This window comes from Arthrobacter sp. sptzw32 (assembly GCF_059089735.1).
The window spans coordinates 70223-89110 of sequence record NZ_JBNHEZ010000004.1; the positions used below are offsets into that span (position 1 = coordinate 70223).

The following is an 18888-nucleotide window of genomic DNA, read 5'->3' on the forward strand; positions in this document are numbered from 1 at the left end:
GCGGATAAGCTGGGCAGAGTGCCCTGGCCGGAATCCGTCCGCCGGGAGCCCATCCTCCGGGGGGAATACACGTGTTGTGGCCATTTTCGCTTGCCGGTTCCGCGCCGACATGGATCGTGGTGCTGCTGGCCGTCGCCGACCTGGTGATCCGGGTGCTGGCCCTGGGCATCATCCCCGGCAACCGGCGGCCCACCACAGCGATGGCGTGGCTGCTGGGCATCTTTTTTGTCCCGTTTCTGGGCATCATCCTCTTCCTGCTGTTCGGCAACTTCCAGCTGTCCAAACGACGGCGGGAGCAGCAGCAGCAGGTCAACGAGCGGGTGCGCGCCGGGATCTCCTCGCTGGCGGACGTGGAGAGCGACTACCCGGGCCCCGAATGGGTGAGGTCCGCGGCGGAGTTGAACCGGCGGCTGGGCTCACTGCCCATGGTGGACGGCAATTCCGTGGAGCTTATCCCCGGCTACCCGGACTCGATCCTGCACATGACGCAGGCGGTGCGGAAGGCGAAAAAGTTCGTAAATGCCGAGTTCTACATCATGAGCACGGACCACATCACCGACGAGCTCCTGACGGCGCTTGAGGAAGCGGCCGAACGGGGCGTGGAAGTCCGGGTGCTGTTCGACCATATCGGCACCCTCCGGGTCAAGGGCTACAACCGGCTCCTGAAACGGCTCAAGGCCAGCAAGATCCAGTGGAAGCGCATGCTTCCGCTCCTGCCCATCCACGGCCAGTGGCGCCGCCCCGACCTGCGGAACCACCGCAAAATCATGGTGATCGACGGCGAGACCGCCTTCACCGGCTCGCAGAACCTGATTGAGCCGTCCTACAACAACCCGAGGCACCGCAAGGCGGGCCGGGAGTGGGTGGAGCTGATGGCCCGCCTGCATGGGCCGATCGTCACCACCCTCAACGTCGTTTTTGCCACCGACTGGCTCAGTGAGACCGACGAATCCCTGGAACACCAACTGCAGCTCCCGGCGGATGCGCGTCCCGGCAACGTCACGGCGCAGGTGGTGCCCAGCGGCCCGGGATTCATCACGGAAAACAACCTGAGGCTCTTCAATACCCTCATCTACTCCGCCCAGCGCCGGATCTCCATCTGCAGCCCGTACTTCGTCCCGGACGATTCGCTGCTCTACGCCATCACCACCGCTGCCCAGCGCGGGGTTGACGTGGAGCTGTTCGTCTCCGAGAAGGGCGACCAGTTCCTGGTCCACCATGCCCAGCGCTCCTACTATGAGGCCCTTCTGGAAGCCGGCGTCCGGATTTACCTGTACAAAGCCCCGTTTGTGCTCCACGCCAAGCACTTCACCATCGACGACGAAGTGGCCGTCCTCGGATCCAGCAACATGGACATGCGCTCCTTCTCACTGAACCTGGAGGTGTCGGTAATGCTGCTTGGCGCCGACATTGTCACCAAGATGCGTGCCGTGGAAGACACTTACCGGGATATTTCGCATGAGCTTAAGCTGGCGGACTGGCTTAACCGGCCACTCGCAGCACGCTATGTGGACAATGTGGCGAGGCTGACAGCCACCGTCCAGTAACAGGCGGGCCTCGTCTAAACGTCAGGAAACTCCGCGCCAAGGGTCGAGAGGACGCCGAAGGCCTTGGTCCGGATCTCCTCATATTCGTCATCAGGGTCCGAGTCGGCGGTAATGGCGCCGCCGACGCCGAGCGTCAGTTCCACCGTCCCGTCACCTTCCCCGCGGATCACCAAAGTCCGGATGGCGACGGCGAGGTCCGTTGCGCCGTTCAGGGAGAAGTATCCGACGGCGCCGGAGTACAGTCCGCGCCCTTCGCCTTCCAGCCGGTCCAAGATGGCCATGGTGCTGATCTTGGGTGCACCGGTCATGGAACCGGCAGGGAAGCAGGCTGCCACAGCTTCGGCACGGGATGATCCGCGCCGCAGCTGCGCGTCGATGGTACTCACCATTTGGTGAACGGTGGCGTAGCTTTCGATGGCACAGAGCCTGCTCACCGTTACGGAACCGGGGACCGCGAAATGGCTGAGGTCGTTGCGCAGAAGGTCAACGATCATGATGTTCTCGGCGCGGTCCTTCAAGGACGTTTCGAGGTCCCACCGCAGCTGCTCATCTTCCGCCGGATCAGCGGCCCGGCGGCGGGTTCCCTTGATGGGTTCGGCGCGCATGCCGCCGTCGGACCCCAACTTCAGGAAGCGCTCGGGGGAGGTGCTGGCCACCGTGAGGCCGCCGAATCTCAAGTAGCTGGCGAAGGGGGCCGGGTTTTTGCGGCGGAGGTCCAGGTAGGTTTGCCACGGGTCCAGCTCAGCGGCCGGAACATTGGCAATAAGCGTAGTGGTCAGGCACACCTCGTAGGTGTTACCTTCAGCGATTTCGTGCTGCGCCGCGGCGATTTTCGCCTTGTAGGCGCCGCTGGTATCGCGGCTCCGGAACACGGGCACCGCCGGAAGTACGACGCCGCTGCTGCCGCCCGCTTGGGCGGTCAGGGCGGCCGGTGCGGCGGAGCGGGAAGCAGCTTCCACGGCTGCCCGCGCCTGGCCAAGCCACTGGTCTGCGTCAGGAACAGCCAGGGCCAGGAGCCAGGCACTGCCGGCGGCGTGGTCCAGTACTACGCCCCTGCCGGCGAAGATCAGGGCGGCATCGGGGGTGGGTGAAGAGAGATCGGCGCCCCCGGTTTCCCGCTTGAGTTCGTACCCCAGGCATCCCAGCCAGCCGAGCGTAAAATCTCCGGGATAACCGTCCGGGATGCTGACCCCGTCTCCGCCCCACACCGTATCGAGCCAGCGGAAGAAGGAGCCTTCCACAGTGGCTGTGGCGCAGCCTGCGCGGATCACGCTCTCGCCGGAGCGGTGCGTCACCGACTGGCCGGACTGGCCGGCGTCGTCCGCCATGATGCTGAAGCGGCTGCGCTCGGCAGCGGCGGACGCGGGCGGGAAAGTTCTGGTTCCGGCCGGGCCGTCCGCGTTGGAAGAGTCCAGCCAAACGGCATTGGGTGAGCCGCCGTAGAGCGAATGGAACAGCGTAGCCGCATCCGGGCGCAGGTCCAGGCGCTCGGCGTGAAGGCTTAGGCCGCGGCGGGCGGACAGTTCGGGGGAAAGGGCAGTGGCCAGGCCGGGGAGGTACGGCAGGAGCTGCAGGACATCGGAGGGGGCGCTGCCGTCGGCCCGGTTAAGGACGCGCACGTCGGCGTGGCGCGGGACGTCGTCGCCGTTCAGCCACTCCTCTTCCTGGGCCGCCCATTGGTCCCAGTAGGGTTCGTAGGTCCCGCCGTCCCGGTCCAGGGCGCGGGTGCGGCGCACGTCCTCCGGAGAGTCCGCCCAAATGACGGCGCTGAGAAGGGGGCGCGCGGCGCCGGCAGCGGACCCTACCCCCTCTACAATCACAATCTCGGCGGGCAGCGTGACGCGGACGTCGCCGTCGTAATGTTTTTCCCAGTCCCAGCTGGTCCAGGTAGCCGCATCACCCCGGCTCAAGGGTTCGAGGACGGTGGCGACGTAGCGGTCGATGCCGGCCATCAGCCCATTCCAGCCGGGGTAGATGTCCTCGAGGTGGAACAGCGCGACCTTGTGATGGGCGCGCAGCCGTGCCGCCAGTTCGACCGCGAGCGTTGTCTTCCCTGCGCCGGAGCGCCCGTCAATGGCGATGATGACGGGGGCTGGGCTCATGGGTTAGAGCGTACCTTTTTCCCCGCCGGGCTTTCATCTGTGCAGTAGCTGGGCATCTTTGATGACGGCACCCCTGATGTGGTTCACGAGCCCGGGCAGCGCGTCGTGGATCTGGCGCCAGACGGCGTCGAAATCGGACTGGCCGCCGTACCAGGGATCCTCGATGCCCTGGTCCAGCAGGTCCTTTTCCGCCAGCAGGGGATCAAAACTGCGCAGCATGCGGACCTTATCCCTGGACTCCTGGTCCGGAGCCGCTTCGGTGAGCCAGGCGTAATGGTCAATGTCCAGGGCCAGGATGAGGTCCCGTTCGCGGAACCACGCCGGATGCCATTCCCGGGCGCGGTGTTTATCGGAGGGAAGCTTCGTTGCCGACAACCGGCGTGCGGCCCGCGGGTCGATGGGCCGGCCTGCTTCGTAGCCGGTGGTGCCTGCGGAGTCGACGGTGACCACGGTGTCCAGCCCCTCGCGTTGCAGCGCCGCAGCGAGCATGAACTCTGCCATGGGGGAGCGGCAGATATTTCCGGTGCAGACGGCGATGACGCGGTATGGGCTCGACACTGAGTTCATGTAGTAAGCATGCGTGCTAATGGCCCATGTTGGCTAGCGGCAGTTTCACAAAGGTTGACTTTTTTGTAAAGAAATTTTGCAGCCCCGTCATACTCCTTGATACGCCCGGTGCAGTGCGATGAAGGTCAGTGGAGGAAAGCCAGCAGGATGCCCACGGCGACAAAGAGGATGCCGAACGCGCGGTTGAGGATCAGCTGCCCCCGGGCGCTGTGCGTGAACCGTTCGAAGGACCGTGCTGCGGCGGCAAAGAAGAACCACATCACCAGGATGTCGATGGCCACAACCGTCGCCGTAAGAACTGCGTACTGGGCCAGGAGCGGCTGCTCGGGACGGATGAACTGGGGCATAAAAGCCAGGAAGAAAACAATTGCCTTCGGGTTCAGCAGATTCACCCAGAGCCCGCGCCGAAAAATGGACCAGGCAGGCTCGTTCCGAAGGCCCGCAATCTTTTCCTGCCCAAGGTCCGGCTTGCTGAGGAACTGCCGGATGCCCAGGTAAACCAGGTACGCGGCGCCAGCATAGCGGATGACGTTGAAGGCCACAGGGGAACTGGCCACCAGCACCCCCACGCCAAGAGCCACGATCACCACATGGATGACCAGCGCTGCCTGCTGCCCGAGGATGCCCCAAATGGAGCGGCGGAAGCCGGCGTTCAGGGAGTTGCTCATGGTGTTGATGGCTCCGGCGCCGGGGGTGAAACTGATCAGGGCGCCGGCGCCGGCCAGGGCAAGCCAAAGTGAGAATTGCACCAGTAAAGCTTAGTGGCAGCTATGGACACGATCAGTACCAGCGGCGGTTTGACGTTGCCTGCACACCGCCGCGGATCTATGCCCGCGCTATGACCTCGCCGTTGGGGATCAGGAACCAGCCGTCGTCGGTGGAGCCCCAGCGGTGCCAGCCGGCGGAAATCCGGGCAAGGTCCGCAGGGTTGGCGAACCCGTATTCCAGCGCCTGCTCAGCAAACGCTGAGTGCAGGACGCGCTCACCCCAGACCCGGGCCTGCCAGCGCCGCTGCTGTCCTGTGGCATAAAGCCAGTTGCTGCTGCTGGGCGCGACGTCGGTGAAGCCCGCGGACTGGGCCCAGCTGACAAGCCGCCGCCCGGCGTCGGGCTCTGCTCCGTTGCGCCGCGCGATGCGCTGGTACAACTCCATCCACTCGTCCAGCTCGGGGATGGCGGGGTACCAGCTCATGCCATGGAAGTCGGCGTCGCGTACTGCAACAATCCCGCCGGGCTTTGCGACCCGGCGCATCTCCCGCAGCGCCTCCACCGGGTCGGTCAGGTGCTGCAGGACCTGGTGGGCGTGGACGACGTCGAACGTTTCGTCCTCGAAGTCGAGGTCGTAGATGTTGCCGGCCACGAACTCGACGTTGGCGACCTCCCGCTCGGCGGCGAGGGCCTTTGCCTGGGCGATAATGTCCGGGGAGCGGTCCAGCCCGGTGACCTTTCCGGGGGTGACCAGGGCGGCGAAATCACAGGTGATGCTGCCCGGCCCGCAGCCGACGTCGAGCACTTCAACCCCCGGCCTCAGGTGCGGCAGGACAAACGCCGCGGAATTCTCGGCCGTCCTGGCGGCATGGGCCCGGACCACCGACTCGTGGTGGCCGTGCGTGTAAACGTCGTCTTCAGGCTGCTGCGCACTCATAATCAAACGCTACCCCCAACCGGGTAACTCCCACTGTCGTTTCGGGCCGTAAGACGACGCTGGCGCGACCTACTTGCGCGCCGTGGGAGAACCGGGCGTGTTGGCCGATTCTTCCCGTGCGGCCACCGTGGCTTCCACCATGGCCGTCATGAACCGGGTCACCGTCTCCAGCTCCTCCGGGCTGAAATCCGCCATGGCGCTCCCCATCCGCCGCGAGAGGGGAGCGAAAATGGCTCCGCCGTCCTGGAATGCCTTGGGTGTCATCCGCAGGTGGACCTGCCGGCGGTCCGAACTGTCGCGCTCGCGCACCACATGCCCGGAGTTGTCCAGCCTGTCGATCAGCGCGGTGGTGGCAGGCGAGCTGAGGTTCAGTTCCTTGCGGAGGAGCCCCGGCGTGACCGTGCCGCCGGCGGCAGTGTGGCGCATGATCACTGCCAGTGCATTCAGGTCCGTCCTGTGCATGTCCTTGCGCCCGCCCGCTGAGTCCACGTAGCGGTTGGCCTCCAGCGTGAACTCCTGAAGGAGCCGAACCAGCGGATGCGGGCCCTCACCCGTGGGAGGGCCGGTGATGGCGGCAGTTTCCTCGCCGGTCATGCCCCTCCAATGTGTGCCTTAAGCGGGAACTCTCCGCTGTGGACGGCAGCCGTGCTGCCGGGCCGTATTGACGGATATTACTTCAGGAGCGCCCGCCCGCCCTCATCGGTGCCGGAGAGAAAAAGCTAGGTAAACACTTATCTCCATCGCAGAGATACTCTAATATGGAACCAATTCTACTCCTGCCCAGCACTAGGAAGGCCCCATGAACTCCCACTCCCATGCCAAGGAACGCGTCCCGTTCTGGCTGCGCTGGCTGCTCCCTGTGATCCTGGTCTTGACGTGGCTGGCCCTTGCGGGGGTGGGCGGTCCCACCTTCGGTCGCCTCGAGGAGGTCTCCTCCAACGATCAGGCGTCTTTCCTGCCCGCCAGCGCCGAGGCAACCGCCGCGCGTGACTGGCAAGCAAAGTTCCGGGACTCCGATGAAGTTCCCGGGGTCATCGTCCTGGAGGGCGAGGAAGCTTTGAGTCCGGAACAGCTGGGCGACATTGCTAGCCTCCGGACAGACCTTGAGGGCCTCGAGCTCGGCAGCGCCGTCATTGGGCCCATCCCCTCGGAGGACGGCAAAGCGGTCCAGTTCATTGCCCCGATTGATTCTTCCGCCGAGATCAAGGAGGCCGTCCAGGAACTGCGGGACACCGTGGCCGGGGCGGCACCGGAAGGCCTGCGCACGTTCGTTACCGGTCCTGCCGGGCTTGCTGCCGATCTCACCGCAGCCTTTGCCGGCATCGATGGAATCCTCCTGCTCGTGGCGCTGGCCGCCGTGTTCGTGATCCTGCTGGTTGTCTACCGCTCACTGCTGCTTCCCATCGTGGTGCTCCTGACCTCGGTCTTCGCACTGTGCGCGGCGATCCTGCTGGTCTTTGGCATGGCCAAGGCGGGCTGGATCCAGCTCAACGGCCAGAGCCAGGGCATCCTGTCCATCCTGGTGATCGGCGCCGCCACGGACTACGCGCTGCTGTATGTGGCAAGGTTCCGTGAAGCCCTCACCCATACGAGCAACCGCACGGCCGCCGTGTTGACTGCCTGGAAAGCCTCCTTCGAGCCCATCCTGGCTTCAGGCGCCACCGTGATCATCGCGCTGCTGTGCCTGCTCTTCTCGGACCTCAACTCCAACAAAGCCTTGGGGCCGGTGGCTGCAGCAGGCATCCTCTGCTCGCTGTTCGCAGCCCTGACCCTGCTACCCGCACTGATGGCCCTTTTGGGCCGCGCAGCGTTCTGGCCCTTCCGCCCGAAGCTTGCGCCGGCAGGCGCGCGTGGGCCGGAGATCGTGACCGGGCTGGAAGGCCAGAAGGGACTGTGGCGGGCCACCGGCTCGCTGGTTTCCCGGCGCCCCCGCATCATCTGGGTTGCCTCGGTACTCGTTCTGCTTGCCGGTTCCGCCGGTCTCCTGCAGCTCAAGGCCAACGGCGTCCCGCAGACGGACGTCATCCTCAGTGCTTCCAATGCGGTGGACGGCCAGGACGCCTTGGCACGCCATTTCGACGCCGGCAGCGGCAGCCCCGCCGTCGTGGTCGCGGATCAAGGGAAGGCACAGGAGGTGCTGGACACTGTGAAGGCGGCCGACGGCGTGGGCGAGGCCTACCTGCTGGCCCAGGGCTCGGTGCCCATTACCGGAGCCCCCGGCGCTCCCAGCTCGCCGGACGTCCGCGAAGGAAAGGTGCTGATCAATGCCACGCTGAACTCCGCAGCTGATTCCATCGAGGCCGAGGAGGCTGTGAAGGCCCTTCGCGACGACATCAAGGCGGTGGACCCGGGCGCGCTGGTGGGAGGCGTGACGGCGACAGCCCTGGACACCAACACCACCGCGCAGCGGGACCTGGTGATCATCATCCCGGTTGTCCTGGTGGTCATCCTCTTCATCCTTATGCTGCTGCTGCGCTCAGTCCTGGCGCCGGTCCTGCTGGTGCTCTCCGTGGTGCTCTCCTACGCGGCCGCCATGGGCGTCTCGGCGCTGGTGTTCAACAACATCCTGGGCTTCCCGGGCGCGGACGCCACCGTACCGTTGTTCGGTTTTGTATTCCTTGTCGCCCTCGGCGTGGACTACAACATCTTCCTGATGAGCCGGGTCCGCGAGGAATCCCTCAAGCACGGCACCCGCCCCGGCATTCTCCGGGGACTCAGCGTCACCGGCGGCGTCATCACATCCGCAGGCGTGGTGCTGGCAGCGACCTTCGCCGCGCTGGGCGTCATTCCCATCATGTTCCTGGTGCAGCTGGCGTTCATCGTCGCGTTCGGAGTGCTGCTTGACACCGTCCTGGTGCGCTCGCTGCTGGTGCCCGCCCTGGCCTATGACATCGGCCCCCGGATCTGGTGGCCGGGCAAGCCGGGCCGCCCCGAACAGGACGCCGCCGTATGGGGCGAGGCCGGCCGGAGCCACGAAACCGACCTGGAAGGAGCCGGCCGCCGGTAAGCAGGACCTGATGGGGGTGCCCTGCCTGGCAGGCGCCCCTTCCGGCCCTGTTGACGGAAAGTCCTGCTGGATAGACTGCAAATGCGCCCGCATGGACGCGGAACTCAAAGGAGAGATGCACCATGACTGAGAACCAGGAAACTTTCGGCGAGGAGCCCCGCGAAGGAAGCACTGCCCCCGGCCTTGAGGGCGAAGGCGGGCAATACGTGAGCGGCGACTACGGCGATGCCGGCACCGCCGGTGACGCTGCCCGAAACCTTGAAGACGGTGAATACGAGGACGGCGACTACGGCTCTGCCGGCACCGCCGGAACGGCCCACGAAACGGACAGTATCCGCGAAAGGCTCACGGACGGGCAGGTCAACACCACCGCGGAGGAGCGGGGGCCCCTTCACGGTCACCGGGACGGAGACAGGTAGCACAACCAGGCAGGCAGTACGGCGGCGGCGTTCTCCAGCAGCGAAACGGAGAGCCGTCGTCGTTCGCTTTTAACACCGGCTTTTCGCGGAAATCCAAGCCCGCCCCGCACTGCCTAAACCCAGACTTGAGCGTAGGTCACTCAACTTTGGATTGACATCGCTGACGCCCTGAGTAGAGTTGAGTGCAGAACGCTCAATTGTCTGGGCGCCCGCAGTTTCCAAGGAAAGAAGGAAGCAACACATGTCACGTGCAGTAGGTATCGACCTCGGAACCACCAACTCCGTCGTCTCCGTTCTCGAAGGTGGCGAGCCCACCGTTATTGCCAACGCCGAGGGTGGCCGCACCACGCCGTCCGTCGTTGCATTCTCCAAGTCCGGCGAGGTCCTGGTCGGCGAGATCGCCAAGCGCCAGGCCGTCAACAACATCGACCGCACCATCGCTTCCGTCAAGCGCCACATGGGCACCGGCTGGACCGTCGGCATCGATGAGAAGAAGTACACCCCGCAGGAAATCTCCGCGCGTATCCTCATGAAGCTGAAGAACGACGCCGAGTCCTACCTGGGTGAAAAGGTCACCGACGCCGTCATCACCGTCCCGGCCTACTTCAACGACGCCGAGCGCCAGGCCACCAAGGAAGCCGGCGAGATCGCAGGCCTGAACGTCCTGCGCATCGTCAACGAGCCCACCGCCGCGGCACTGGCCTACGGCCTGGACAAGGGCAAGGAAGACGAACTCATCTTGGTCTTCGACCTCGGCGGCGGCACCTTCGACGTCTCCCTGCTGGAGGTCGGCAAGGACGAAGACAACTTCTCCACCATTCAGGTCCGCGCCACCGCCGGTGACAACCGCCTCGGCGGCGACGACTGGGACCAGCGCGTGGTTGACTACCTGCTCAACCAGCTCAAGGTTAAGGGCATCGACCTGTCCAAGGACAAGATCGCCCTCCAGCGCCTCCGCGAAGCAGCAGAGCAGGCCAAGAAGGAACTTTCCTCCTCCACCAGCACCAACGTCTCCCTCCAGTACCTGTCCGTCACCCCCGACGGCCCGGTCCACCTGGACGAGCAGCTGACCCGCGCCAAGTTCCAGGACCTCACCAAGGACCTGCTGGAGCGCACCAAGAAGCCCTTCCACGATGTGATCAAGGAAGCCGGCATTAAGCTCTCCGACATCAACCACATCGTCCTCGTCGGCGGCTCCACCCGTATGCCTGCGGTTTACGACCTGGTCAAGGAACTGGCCGGCGGCAAGGAGCCCAACAAGGGCGTGAACCCGGATGAGGTCGTCGCTGTTGGCGCAGCCCTCCAGGCCGGTGTGCTGAAGGGTGAGCGCAAGGACGTACTCCTGATCGACGTCACCCCGCTGTCCCTCGGCATCGAAACCAAGGGTGGCGTGATGACGCACCTGATCGAGCGCAACACCGCCATCCCCACTAAGCGGTCCGAGACCTTCACCACGGCTGATGACAACCAGCCGTCTGTGGCTATCCAGGTCTTCCAGGGCGAGCGCGAGTTCACCCGCGACAACAAGCCGCTGGGAACGTTCGAGCTGACCGGCATCGCGCCGGCTCCGCGCGGCGTCCCGCAGGTTGAGGTCACCTTCGACATCGACGCCAACGGCATTGTCCACGTCTCCGCCAAGGACAAGGGCACCGGCAAGGAACAGTCCATGACCATCACGGGCGGTTCCAGCCTCTCCAAGGAAGACATCGACCGCATGGTCAAGGATGCCGAGGAGCACGCAGCCGAGGACAAGGCCCGCCGTGAGGCCACCGACACCCGCAACACCGCCGAGCAGCTTGCCTACTCCGTGGACAAGCTCATCGCCGACAACGCCGACAAGCTGCCTGAAGAGGTCAAGACCGAGGTCCAGACCGACGTTGACGACCTCAAGAAGGCCCTTGAAGGCACGGACGACGCCGCAGTGAAGGCCGCCTTTGAGAAGCTCCAGGCTTCCCAGGGCAAGCTGGGCGAGGCCATCTACTCCCAGGCCGGTTCCCCCAACGGCGCAACCGGTGCCGCAGGTGCTGAAGGCGGCGCTCCGGCCGGTGACAAGGGCGACGAAGACATCGTCGACGCCGAGATCATCGACGAAGACGAAGCGAAGAAGTAACCATGCCGCACCACGGTAACGAGGAAGAGCACAACACGTCACCCCGTGAAGAGCACCTCCAGGAGCAGCAGGGCAACGGCCGCCAGGAACCGGTCATCCGGGACAACCGCAAGGTTGACCCGGTGACCGGGGCTGCCCGCCACCCCGAGGGCGGGCACGCTGAAGGCGGCAACACTGTTCCCGGCGACCCTTCTGAAGCAGTGGATTCCGACGGCGACGCGCTTGCCCAGGCCGAAGAGATCCTCAACGGCATCCAGGTGCCGGCAGAGGAATCCGTGGCGCAGGGCGTTTCGGCAGGTGGCTCCTCAGCTGAGGCGGCAGAGCTGAAGAACGACCTCCTCCGCCTGCAGGCCGAGTACGTCAACTACCGCAAGCGCGTTGAACGCGACCGTGCCGTGGCAGGGGAGATGGCCGTCATCGGCGTCCTGAACTCCCTGCTTCCGGTATTGGACGACGTCGACGCCGCCCGGCAGCATGGTGACCTCGCCGACGGCCCCTTCGCCGCGATCGCCGCAAAGCTGGAGAACGCGCTGAAGACCTACGGTTTGGTTCGGATCGACGAGACCGGCGTGGAGTTCGATCCCACGATCCACGAGGCCCTCATCCAGCAGCCCGGCGGGGACATCGAAGTTGACACCGTCAGCCAGGTGCTCCGCTCCGGCTACAAGTCAGGCGAACGCGTCCTCCGGGCCGCCCAGGTCATCGTCGCAGTACCTGCGTAGCTATACTCCGGTGGTTGAGCTTGTCGAAACTTGGGTTTCGATAAGCTCAACCACCGATTCATAACTTTCGAAAGGAAACGCCATTGGCTAGCCAGGATTGGGTGGACAAGGACTTTTACAAGATCCTTGGTGTCGCCAAGGACGCTTCCGACGCCGATATCAAGAAGGCTTACCGGAAGCTGGCACGCGAGCACCACCCTGATACCAACTCGGGGAACTCTGCTTCCGAGAAGAAGTTCAAGGACATCTCCGAGGCTTACTCTGTTCTCTCCGATCCCGAAGAGCGCCAGCAGTATGACGCCATCCGCGCCATGGGAGGCGGGGCCCGCTTTGCTCCCGGCGGTGCCGGAGGAGGCAACGGCGGGTTTGAGGACATGTTCGGCGGCCTTTTCACGGGCAACACCGGACGCCACGCCGGGGGCTTCAATCCTTCTTCGGGCGGCATCCCGCCCGAGTTCGCGGACCTGTTTGGCGGCGGTTTCGGCCAGACGGGTTTCCAGCGCGCTCCGCAGAAAGGCGCCGACCGGTCTGCCTCCACCAGCATCTCCTTCTCGGGTTCCATCCGCGGCACCACCATCGGGCTGCGGGAACCCAGCGGTGAAGTCATCGACGTCCGCGTGCCTGCCGGCATCAAGGACGGCCAGAAGGTCCGGGTGCGAGGCAAGGGCCAGCCGGGTCCGGCCGGCAACGGCGACCTCGTGGTCTCCGTGGCGGTCAAGCCGCACGAGTTTTACACCCGCGACGGCGACAACCTCCGCGTGCACGTCCCGGTCACCTTTCCCGAAGCTGCGCTGGGTGCCGATATCGAAGTGCCCACCATTGACGGCGAAAAGGTGCGGGTCCGCGTGCCGGCCGGTACGCCGTCGGGCCGTACGCTGCGGGTCAAGGGCAAAGGCGTGAAAACGTCCAAGGGGACCGGGGACCTGCTGGTGACCATCGACGTCGCCGTGCCCAAGAACCTGAACAAGGAAGCTGAAGCTGCGGTGAAGGCGTTTGCCGATGCCACAGCCGGCGCTGACGTCCGAGAGGGCCTGGCCGCCAAGGCCCGGCTTTAGCAGCGGGTGAGCCGTGGACATCAACTCAGACCAGCCGATCTTTGTAATTTCGGTGGCGGCTGAACTGGCGGACATGCACCCCCAGACCCTTCGGCAGTACGACCGGATGGGCATCGTCTCGCCCAGCCGCGCGCCCGGAAAGTCCCGCCGCTACTCGCAGCGCGACATCAACATGTTGCGCGAGGTGCAGCGGCTCTCCCAGGAAGGCGTCTCGCTCGAAGGCATCAAACGGATCCTCGAGCTCGAAAACCAGGTGGCCGCTTTGCAGCGCCGGGTTTCCGAGCTGGCGGACGAACTGAGCCGCCGGCCGCAGCCATTCGATTCGCGCATTTTCGCAGCCGGTGCTGCCGGCGACGTGGTGAGCCTGGCCCGGGGCCAACGGCCCCGGCCGCGGTCGCAGGCCGTGGTGCTCTGGCGGCCGCGCGCCATCGGGCGGTAGGCGCCGCTACTTCCGCCTGGCGCGAGCCGGCCGCTGGCCGCCTATTTTCCTATAACCGCAGGTGAGCGGTGCCATTGCCTTCGTGGATTGTGTCCGGCCCGCAGGCCTAAGTTACGAATCAGCACGTTTCCCGCAGGTTAAATCTCAGCGTCCCGCTTTCCCGCGGTTCTTCCGCGCGTTACTTCCTGCGCCGTGGCTTTGGGCCAGCCCAGGCAACAGTTTGGAAACTGTCCCGAAACCAATCCTCCAGGCACCGAAACAATCGGCTCCTACATTCATCGCAAGAGGTCACTTCCCAAGGCCTTGGAGGCGAGCCGCTGCCTTGGCAGCGGCTGAATGAGAAGCAGGTACACATGAGGGTTTCGGTTAACAAACGCGCTTTCCTTCCCCTTACTGCGGCCGCTGTGGCCACGGTGCTGGCAGGTTGTGGCAGCCAGATTGCGGACCCGGCGTCCGGAGGCTCCACCGCCAGCAGCGGCAGTTCCTGTGTGGACACGTCAGGCAACAGCATCAAAGTGGGTTTCATAAACTCCCTGTCCGGCACCATGGCCATCAGCGAGAGCACCGTCTTCGACTCCCTGACCCTGGCCGCGGAGGAAATCAATGCTTCCGGCGGTGTTTTGGGCAAGCAGCTACAGGTGGTCAGTGAGGACGGCGCCAGCGAACCGACCAAGTTTGCCGAGCGTGCCGGAAAACTCATTCAACAGGACTGCACAGCTGCAGTCTTCGGCGGCTGGACCTCGTCAAGCCGCAAAGCCATGCTCCCGGTGTTCGAAGCCAACGATGCCCTTCTGTTTTATCCGGTGCAGTACGAAGGCCTGGAGTCGTCGAAAAACATTTTCTATACCGGCGCCACTACGAACCAGCAAATCATTCCCGCTCTGGATTACCTGGCTGAGCAGGGAACAAAGTCGCTTTTCCTGGTGGGCAGCGACTATGTCTTCCCGCGGACGGCCAACAAGATCATTCGGGCCTACGCCGCTGCCAAGGGCATGGAAATTCTAGGCGAAGAGTACACGCCGCTCGGCTCGACCGAGTTTTCCACCATCGTAAATAAAGTGCGGGACTCCAAAGCCGACGCGGTCTTCAACACTTTAAACGGCGACAGCAATGTGGCCTTCTTCCGTCAGTACAAGAGCGTCGGCCTGGCGGCTGACAGCATGCCCGTTGTCTCGGTTTCCATTGCCGAAGAGGAAGTTCCCGGCGTCGGCCTGGACAACGTTGAAGGACAGTTGACGGCTTGGGACTACTACCAGACCCTTGGTACCCCAGCCAACAAGAAGTTCGTCGCAGCGTTCAAGGCGAAGTTCGGTGCCGAGAGGGTGACGAGCGACCCCATGGAGGCTGCCTACACCTCCCTGTATCTCTGGAAGGCCATGGTGGAAAAGGCCGGGTCGTTTGACGTGGACAAGGTTCAGGCCGCAGCGGACGGGGTCGCCTTCGAGGCGCCCGAAGGCCTGGTGACAGTGGACGGGGAGAACAACCACATCACCAAGACTCCCCGGATTGGCAAGATCAACGCGGAGGGCCTCATTGACACCGTCTGGTCCTCACCGGAAGCCGTTGAACCGGATCCGTTCCTGGCCACGTATGACTGGGCCAAGGATTTGGCCAAGTAACAGCTGCCCACACTTCGAAGAAAGGCCTGCTGGAATGGAACTCCTGATAGGGCAGATGTTCGCCGGGCTCAGCCTCGGTTCCGTGCTGCTCCTGGCGGCACTCGGGTTGTCGTTGACTTTCGGTCAAATGGGGGTTATCAACATGGCCCACGGTGAATTTATGATGGCCGGAGCCTATACAGCCTTTGTGGTTCAGCAGGCCATCTCGGATGCCGGGGTTTCACTGCTGGTTTCCTTTCCGGTGGGTTTCGTCGTGGGCGGCGTCCTGGGGCTGGTGCTCGAGGCGGTGCTGCTACGCCGCATGTACCACCGGCCCCTGGACACGCTTCTGGTTACTTTCGGGGTAGCGCTCATCCTGCAGCAAGCCGCACGGGACCTCTTCGGCGCACCCAGCGTGGATGTCCGCGCGCCAACGTGGCTCCGGGGAAACATCGAGTTGCTGGGTGCGCCGATCCCGCTGACCCGGCTCTTTATCCTGGCTCTCTCGCTGTTGTGCCTCGCAGGTTTGGTCCTCCTGCTTAGGGCTACGCCACTAGGGCGCCGCATCCGGGCTGTTGTGCTGAACCGGGACCTGGCAGAAACCAGCGGTGTCTCAACCCGGCGCAGCGACCAACTAACGTTCTTCATCGGGTCCGGCCTGGCCGGTGTAGCCGGTGTCGCTGTCACCCTCATTGGTTCAACCAGCCCCTACCTCGGCACCAACTACATCGTGGATGCCTTCCTGGTGGTCGTGGCCGGCGGCATTGGCCAAATCAAGGGGGCAGTCATCGCCGCTTTTTCCCTTGGCGTGCTGCAGTCCGTCTTCGAGTACTCAACGACGGCGAGCATCGGCAAGGTCCTGATCCTGATAGTGATCGTGGTGTTCCTTCAGCTCCGGCCGCAGGGCATCTTCAGCCTCAAGACGAGGAGCCTGGCATGAGAAGCCTTCTGCGCGGACGGTTGGGTACTGCGGCGGCGTTCGCCGCCGGTGCGGTCCTGCTCCTGGGTGTCGCACCGGTGATTCTTCCAGCGTTCAGCCTGGGACTGCTGGGAAAGTTCCTTTGCTTCGCTATCGTGGCGGTGGGCATTGGCCTGGCGTGGGGGCGCGGCGGCATGCTGACCCTTGGCCAGGGGGTGTTCTTCGGGCTGGGCGCCTACATCATGGCGATGCACATGAAGCTTGCCGACGCGTCACTCTTTGGCGGCTCCGGCGTGCCGGACTTCATGTCCCTGTATGGCAACGGCGAGGTGCCCGGCTGGTGGGAGCCGTTCCGAAGCCCGGCTGTAACTCTGCTTGCGGTGGTGCTGATCCCGGCGCTGGTGGCACTTGTCCTGGGTCTGGCGGTCTTCAAGCGCCGGGTGAAGGGTGCCTACTTCGCAATCCTCAGCCAAGCGCTGGCCGCTGCATTCGCTGTGTTCCTTATTGGTCAACAGGCCACCACTGGCGGCTCGAACGGGCTGAGCGGCTTCAGGTCATTCCTCGGTTATGACCTGCAGGACCCGAGCAACAAGGTGATGTTGTACATGATTGCGGCGGCAGTGCTCCTGCTGTCCATAGCGCTCGCCCGGCAGCTGATGTACAGCAGGCTCGGCGAGCTGCTGGTTGCGGTCCGGGACCAGGAGGAACGGGTCCGCTTCCTTGGTTACGATCCGGCAACCATTAAAACCGTCATCTACGTGCTTGCCGCTGTCCTGGCAGGCATTGCAGGCGCACTGTTCGTCCCGCTCGTCGGAATCATCTCTCCGGCAGACGTAGGAGTGATCCCTTCCATCGCCTTCCTCATTGGTGTTGCCATCGGCGGCCGTGCCACGTTGCTGGGGCCGGTCCTCGGTGCTGTCGGTGTCGCCGCCGCCCAGTCCGGCCTGTCCTCCACTTTTCCCTCCTTTTGGGTGTATTTCCAAGGCCTGTTGTTTGTCCTGGTGGTCGGGTTCATGCCCGGCGGGCTGGCTTCAGTGCCGGCGCTCGTGGGCAGGCGGCGCAGAATTCGTCCGGCTGTATCGGTGCCCGCGGCACCAACAACGCCAGCGTTTGCGGCACTATCGCCGGAAGCTGAAGAAACAGCCATCCCTGAGGAGGCCCGCAGATGACCACGCCCACCCTGCTCCCGGACGGTGAGCCCCGGGCCGGAGGGCTCCGCCATGGCCGGCCCAAATACCTGGAAGTCCGCGACCTGTCCGTCTCCTTTGACGGATTCCTGGCCGTGGACAACGTCAGCCTCGATGTCATCCAGGGCGACCTGCGGTTCCTGATCGGCCCCAACGGCGCGGGGAAGACAACGGTGATCGACGCGATCACCGGCCTGGTACCTGCCACGGGATCAGTGAACCACACCGGGGTAGAGATCCTCGGACGGAAAGTGCACCAAACCGCACGGCTGGGGGTGGGGCGTACATTCCAGACGGCGAGCGTGTTTGAAAATCTTTCCGTACTCCAGAACCTGGACATCGCGGCCGGCGCCGGCCGCGGTGCGCTTCGGATGCTCCGTCGGCGCAGGACCGTGGATGCGGCGGTGGAAGAGGCGCTTGAAATCATCGGGCTGGAGGGATCGGCCGGAAAACAGGCGGGCATTCTCGCCCACGGACAGAAGCAATGGCTGGAGATCGGCATGCTTCTGGTGCAGAACGCGGACGTCCTCCTGCTGGACGAGCCGATTGCCGGGATGAGCCAGGACGAGCGGTTCGAAACCGGGGAGTTGTTGCGTCGAATAGCGGCCCGCCGTATCACGGTGGTGGTCGAACACGACATGGATTTCGTGCGGGAGTTCGCAACGTCCGTCACCGTGCTTGCAGCGGGCAAGGTCCTCAGCGAGGGAAGTGTTGCCCAGGTGCAGGCAGATCAAAAAGTGCAGGATGTCTACCTTGGATCCTCGCGAGTGGAGGCCACTGATGCTTGAAGTTGAAAATCTGGAGACCGGTTATGGACGTACCCAAGTCATCTCCAACGTCAGCCTGAGCGTCCCGGACGGAGCCGTTGTCTCTGTCCTGGGGCACAACGGCGCTGGCAAGACAACGCTGCTGCGCGCCGTCGTCGGGCTTCTCAAGCCGACCGCGGGACGCATCACCCTTGACGGGGAAGACATCTCGGCTCTACGCCCGCACCGCAGGGTAGACCGGGGAATGGCCTACGTGCCGCAGGGCCAGCAGTCATTCGGGCAGCTGTCCGTCATGGAGAACCTGCAGCTCGTAGCGGACGGGCGGAGGAACGGCCCCGAACGGGTGGCGGAAGCCTTGCACATGTTCCCGGCGCTCCAGACATTACTGGAACGCCGGGCAGGGCTGCTTTCGGGCGGCCAGCGGCAGCAGCTCGCCATCGCCCGGGCGCTCATCACAGACCCCCGCCTACTGATCCTTGACGAACCCACCGAGGGAATCCAGCCAAACATCGTCACCGAAATAGAAGCGACCATCGTCGAGTTGTCCCAGCGGAAAGGCATGAGCATCCTCCTTGTGGAGCAACACATCGGCTTTGCCCTGCAGGCCGCGGACAGCTACTACGTCTTGTCGGCGGGAAAGGTCTCCTCTTCAGGTCCCGGCGGTGCCGGTTCGGCCGGTACGGTTCGGGAGGCCATGCTCATCTGAGCCGCGGAGGATGCCGGTGCTGATGTCCTCATCTTCCGCCTGCACCACGCCAACGATGACAACAACCGGTGGAGTGACAAGGGCAAGAAGCTTGCCCGC

The 18888-nt window shown here is 64.3% G+C and carries 17 protein-coding genes; 12 read left to right on the top strand and 5 right to left on the bottom strand.

From position 1 onward, the window contains the following. Positions 1–71 precede the first annotated feature (71 nt). Positions 72–1547 carry a cardiolipin synthase gene (gene cls, locus AC5RVN_RS09265; RefSeq protein WP_494042464.1) on the top strand — a complete coding sequence of 492 codons (1476 nt, stop codon included), beginning with the start codon at positions 72–74 and terminating at the stop codon, positions 1545–1547. A 14-nt stretch (positions 1548–1561) separates the two neighbouring features. On the opposite strand, the gene AC5RVN_RS09270 is transcribed toward cls, so the two are convergent. The 5 genes from AC5RVN_RS09270 to AC5RVN_RS09290 form a co-directional block, all read right to left on the bottom strand. Continuing rightward, on the bottom strand, positions 1562–3649 hold the full coding sequence (locus tag AC5RVN_RS09270; protein WP_494137742.1) for a chorismate-binding protein: 2088 nt from the start codon (positions 3647–3649) through the stop codon (positions 1562–1564). A gap of 33 nt (positions 3650–3682) precedes the next feature. After that, complete coding sequence (locus tag AC5RVN_RS09275; protein WP_494137743.1) at positions 3683–4216, bottom strand: low molecular weight protein-tyrosine-phosphatase; 534 nt, start codon at positions 4214–4216, stop codon at positions 3683–3685. Positions 4217–4341: 125 nt separating this feature from the next. After that, positions 4342–4965 carry a LysE family transporter gene (locus AC5RVN_RS09280; RefSeq protein ID WP_494042467.1) on the bottom strand — a complete coding sequence of 208 codons (624 nt, stop codon included), beginning with the start codon at positions 4963–4965 and terminating at the stop codon, positions 4342–4344. A 76-nt stretch (positions 4966–5041) separates the two neighbouring features. Continuing rightward, positions 5042–5860, bottom strand: coding sequence for a methyltransferase domain-containing protein (locus tag AC5RVN_RS09285; RefSeq protein WP_494042468.1), 819 nt, complete (start codon positions 5858–5860; stop codon positions 5042–5044). Between the two features lie 69 nt (positions 5861–5929). Beyond that, on the bottom strand, positions 5930–6454 hold the full coding sequence (locus AC5RVN_RS09290; RefSeq protein ID WP_494042469.1) for a MarR family winged helix-turn-helix transcriptional regulator: 525 nt from the start codon (positions 6452–6454) through the stop codon (positions 5930–5932). Positions 6455–6659: 205 nt separating this feature from the next. Between AC5RVN_RS09290 and AC5RVN_RS09295 the strand changes: the two genes are divergently transcribed. The 11 genes from AC5RVN_RS09295 to urtE all read left to right on the top strand — a co-directional run bounded on the left by AC5RVN_RS09295 (position 6660) and on the right by urtE (position 18789). Beyond that, positions 6660–8867 (top strand): MMPL family transporter, encoded by a 2208-nt coding sequence (locus AC5RVN_RS09295; protein WP_494137744.1) that lies wholly within the window; start codon positions 6660–6662, stop codon positions 8865–8867. A gap of 122 nt (positions 8868–8989) precedes the next feature. Continuing rightward, positions 8990–9286 carry a hypothetical protein gene (locus AC5RVN_RS09300; protein WP_494042471.1) on the top strand — a complete coding sequence of 99 codons (297 nt, stop codon included), beginning with the start codon at positions 8990–8992 and terminating at the stop codon, positions 9284–9286. A gap of 241 nt (positions 9287–9527) precedes the next feature. Then, on the top strand, positions 9528–11396 hold the full coding sequence (gene dnaK / locus AC5RVN_RS09305) for a molecular chaperone DnaK (RefSeq protein WP_494104943.1): 1869 nt from the start codon (positions 9528–9530) through the stop codon (positions 11394–11396). A 2-nt stretch (positions 11397–11398) separates the two neighbouring features. Then, positions 11399–12118: a nucleotide exchange factor GrpE gene (locus AC5RVN_RS09310; RefSeq protein WP_494104944.1), complete on the top strand. Its 720-nt coding sequence runs from the start codon at positions 11399–11401 to the stop codon at positions 12116–12118. Between the two features lie 83 nt (positions 12119–12201). Then, positions 12202–13173 carry a DnaJ C-terminal domain-containing protein gene (locus tag AC5RVN_RS09315; protein WP_494137745.1) on the top strand — a complete coding sequence of 324 codons (972 nt, stop codon included), beginning with the start codon at positions 12202–12204 and terminating at the stop codon, positions 13171–13173. A gap of 13 nt (positions 13174–13186) precedes the next feature. Further along, entirely contained in the window at positions 13187–13612 is a 426-nt protein-coding gene (locus AC5RVN_RS09320; RefSeq protein ID WP_494042475.1) for a heat shock protein transcriptional repressor HspR, read from the top strand. 353 nt (positions 13613–13965) lie between these two features. Next, entirely contained in the window at positions 13966–15231 is a 1266-nt protein-coding gene (urtA, locus tag AC5RVN_RS09325) for an urea ABC transporter substrate-binding protein (RefSeq protein ID WP_494137746.1), read from the top strand. 34 nt (positions 15232–15265) lie between these two features. Further along, positions 15266–16150, top strand: coding sequence for an urea ABC transporter permease subunit UrtB (gene urtB, locus AC5RVN_RS09330; RefSeq protein ID WP_494137747.1), 885 nt, complete (start codon positions 15266–15268; stop codon positions 16148–16150). After that, a complete protein-coding gene (gene urtC / locus AC5RVN_RS09335) occupies positions 16147–17298 on the top strand; it encodes an urea ABC transporter permease subunit UrtC (RefSeq protein ID WP_494137748.1) in 1152 nt (383 codons plus the stop codon). Before urtB ends, urtC begins: the two co-directional genes overlap by 4 nt. Next, positions 17295–18104 carry an urea ABC transporter ATP-binding protein UrtD gene (gene urtD / locus AC5RVN_RS09340; protein ID WP_494137749.1) on the top strand — a complete coding sequence of 270 codons (810 nt, stop codon included), beginning with the start codon at positions 17295–17297 and terminating at the stop codon, positions 18102–18104. The genes urtC and urtD overlap by 4 nt, the downstream gene beginning before the upstream one ends. After that, complete coding sequence (gene urtE / locus AC5RVN_RS09345; RefSeq protein WP_494137750.1) at positions 18097–18789, top strand: urea ABC transporter ATP-binding subunit UrtE; 693 nt, start codon at positions 18097–18099, stop codon at positions 18787–18789. Before urtD ends, urtE begins: the two co-directional genes overlap by 8 nt. The last annotated feature ends 99 nt before the right edge of the window (positions 18790–18888 follow it).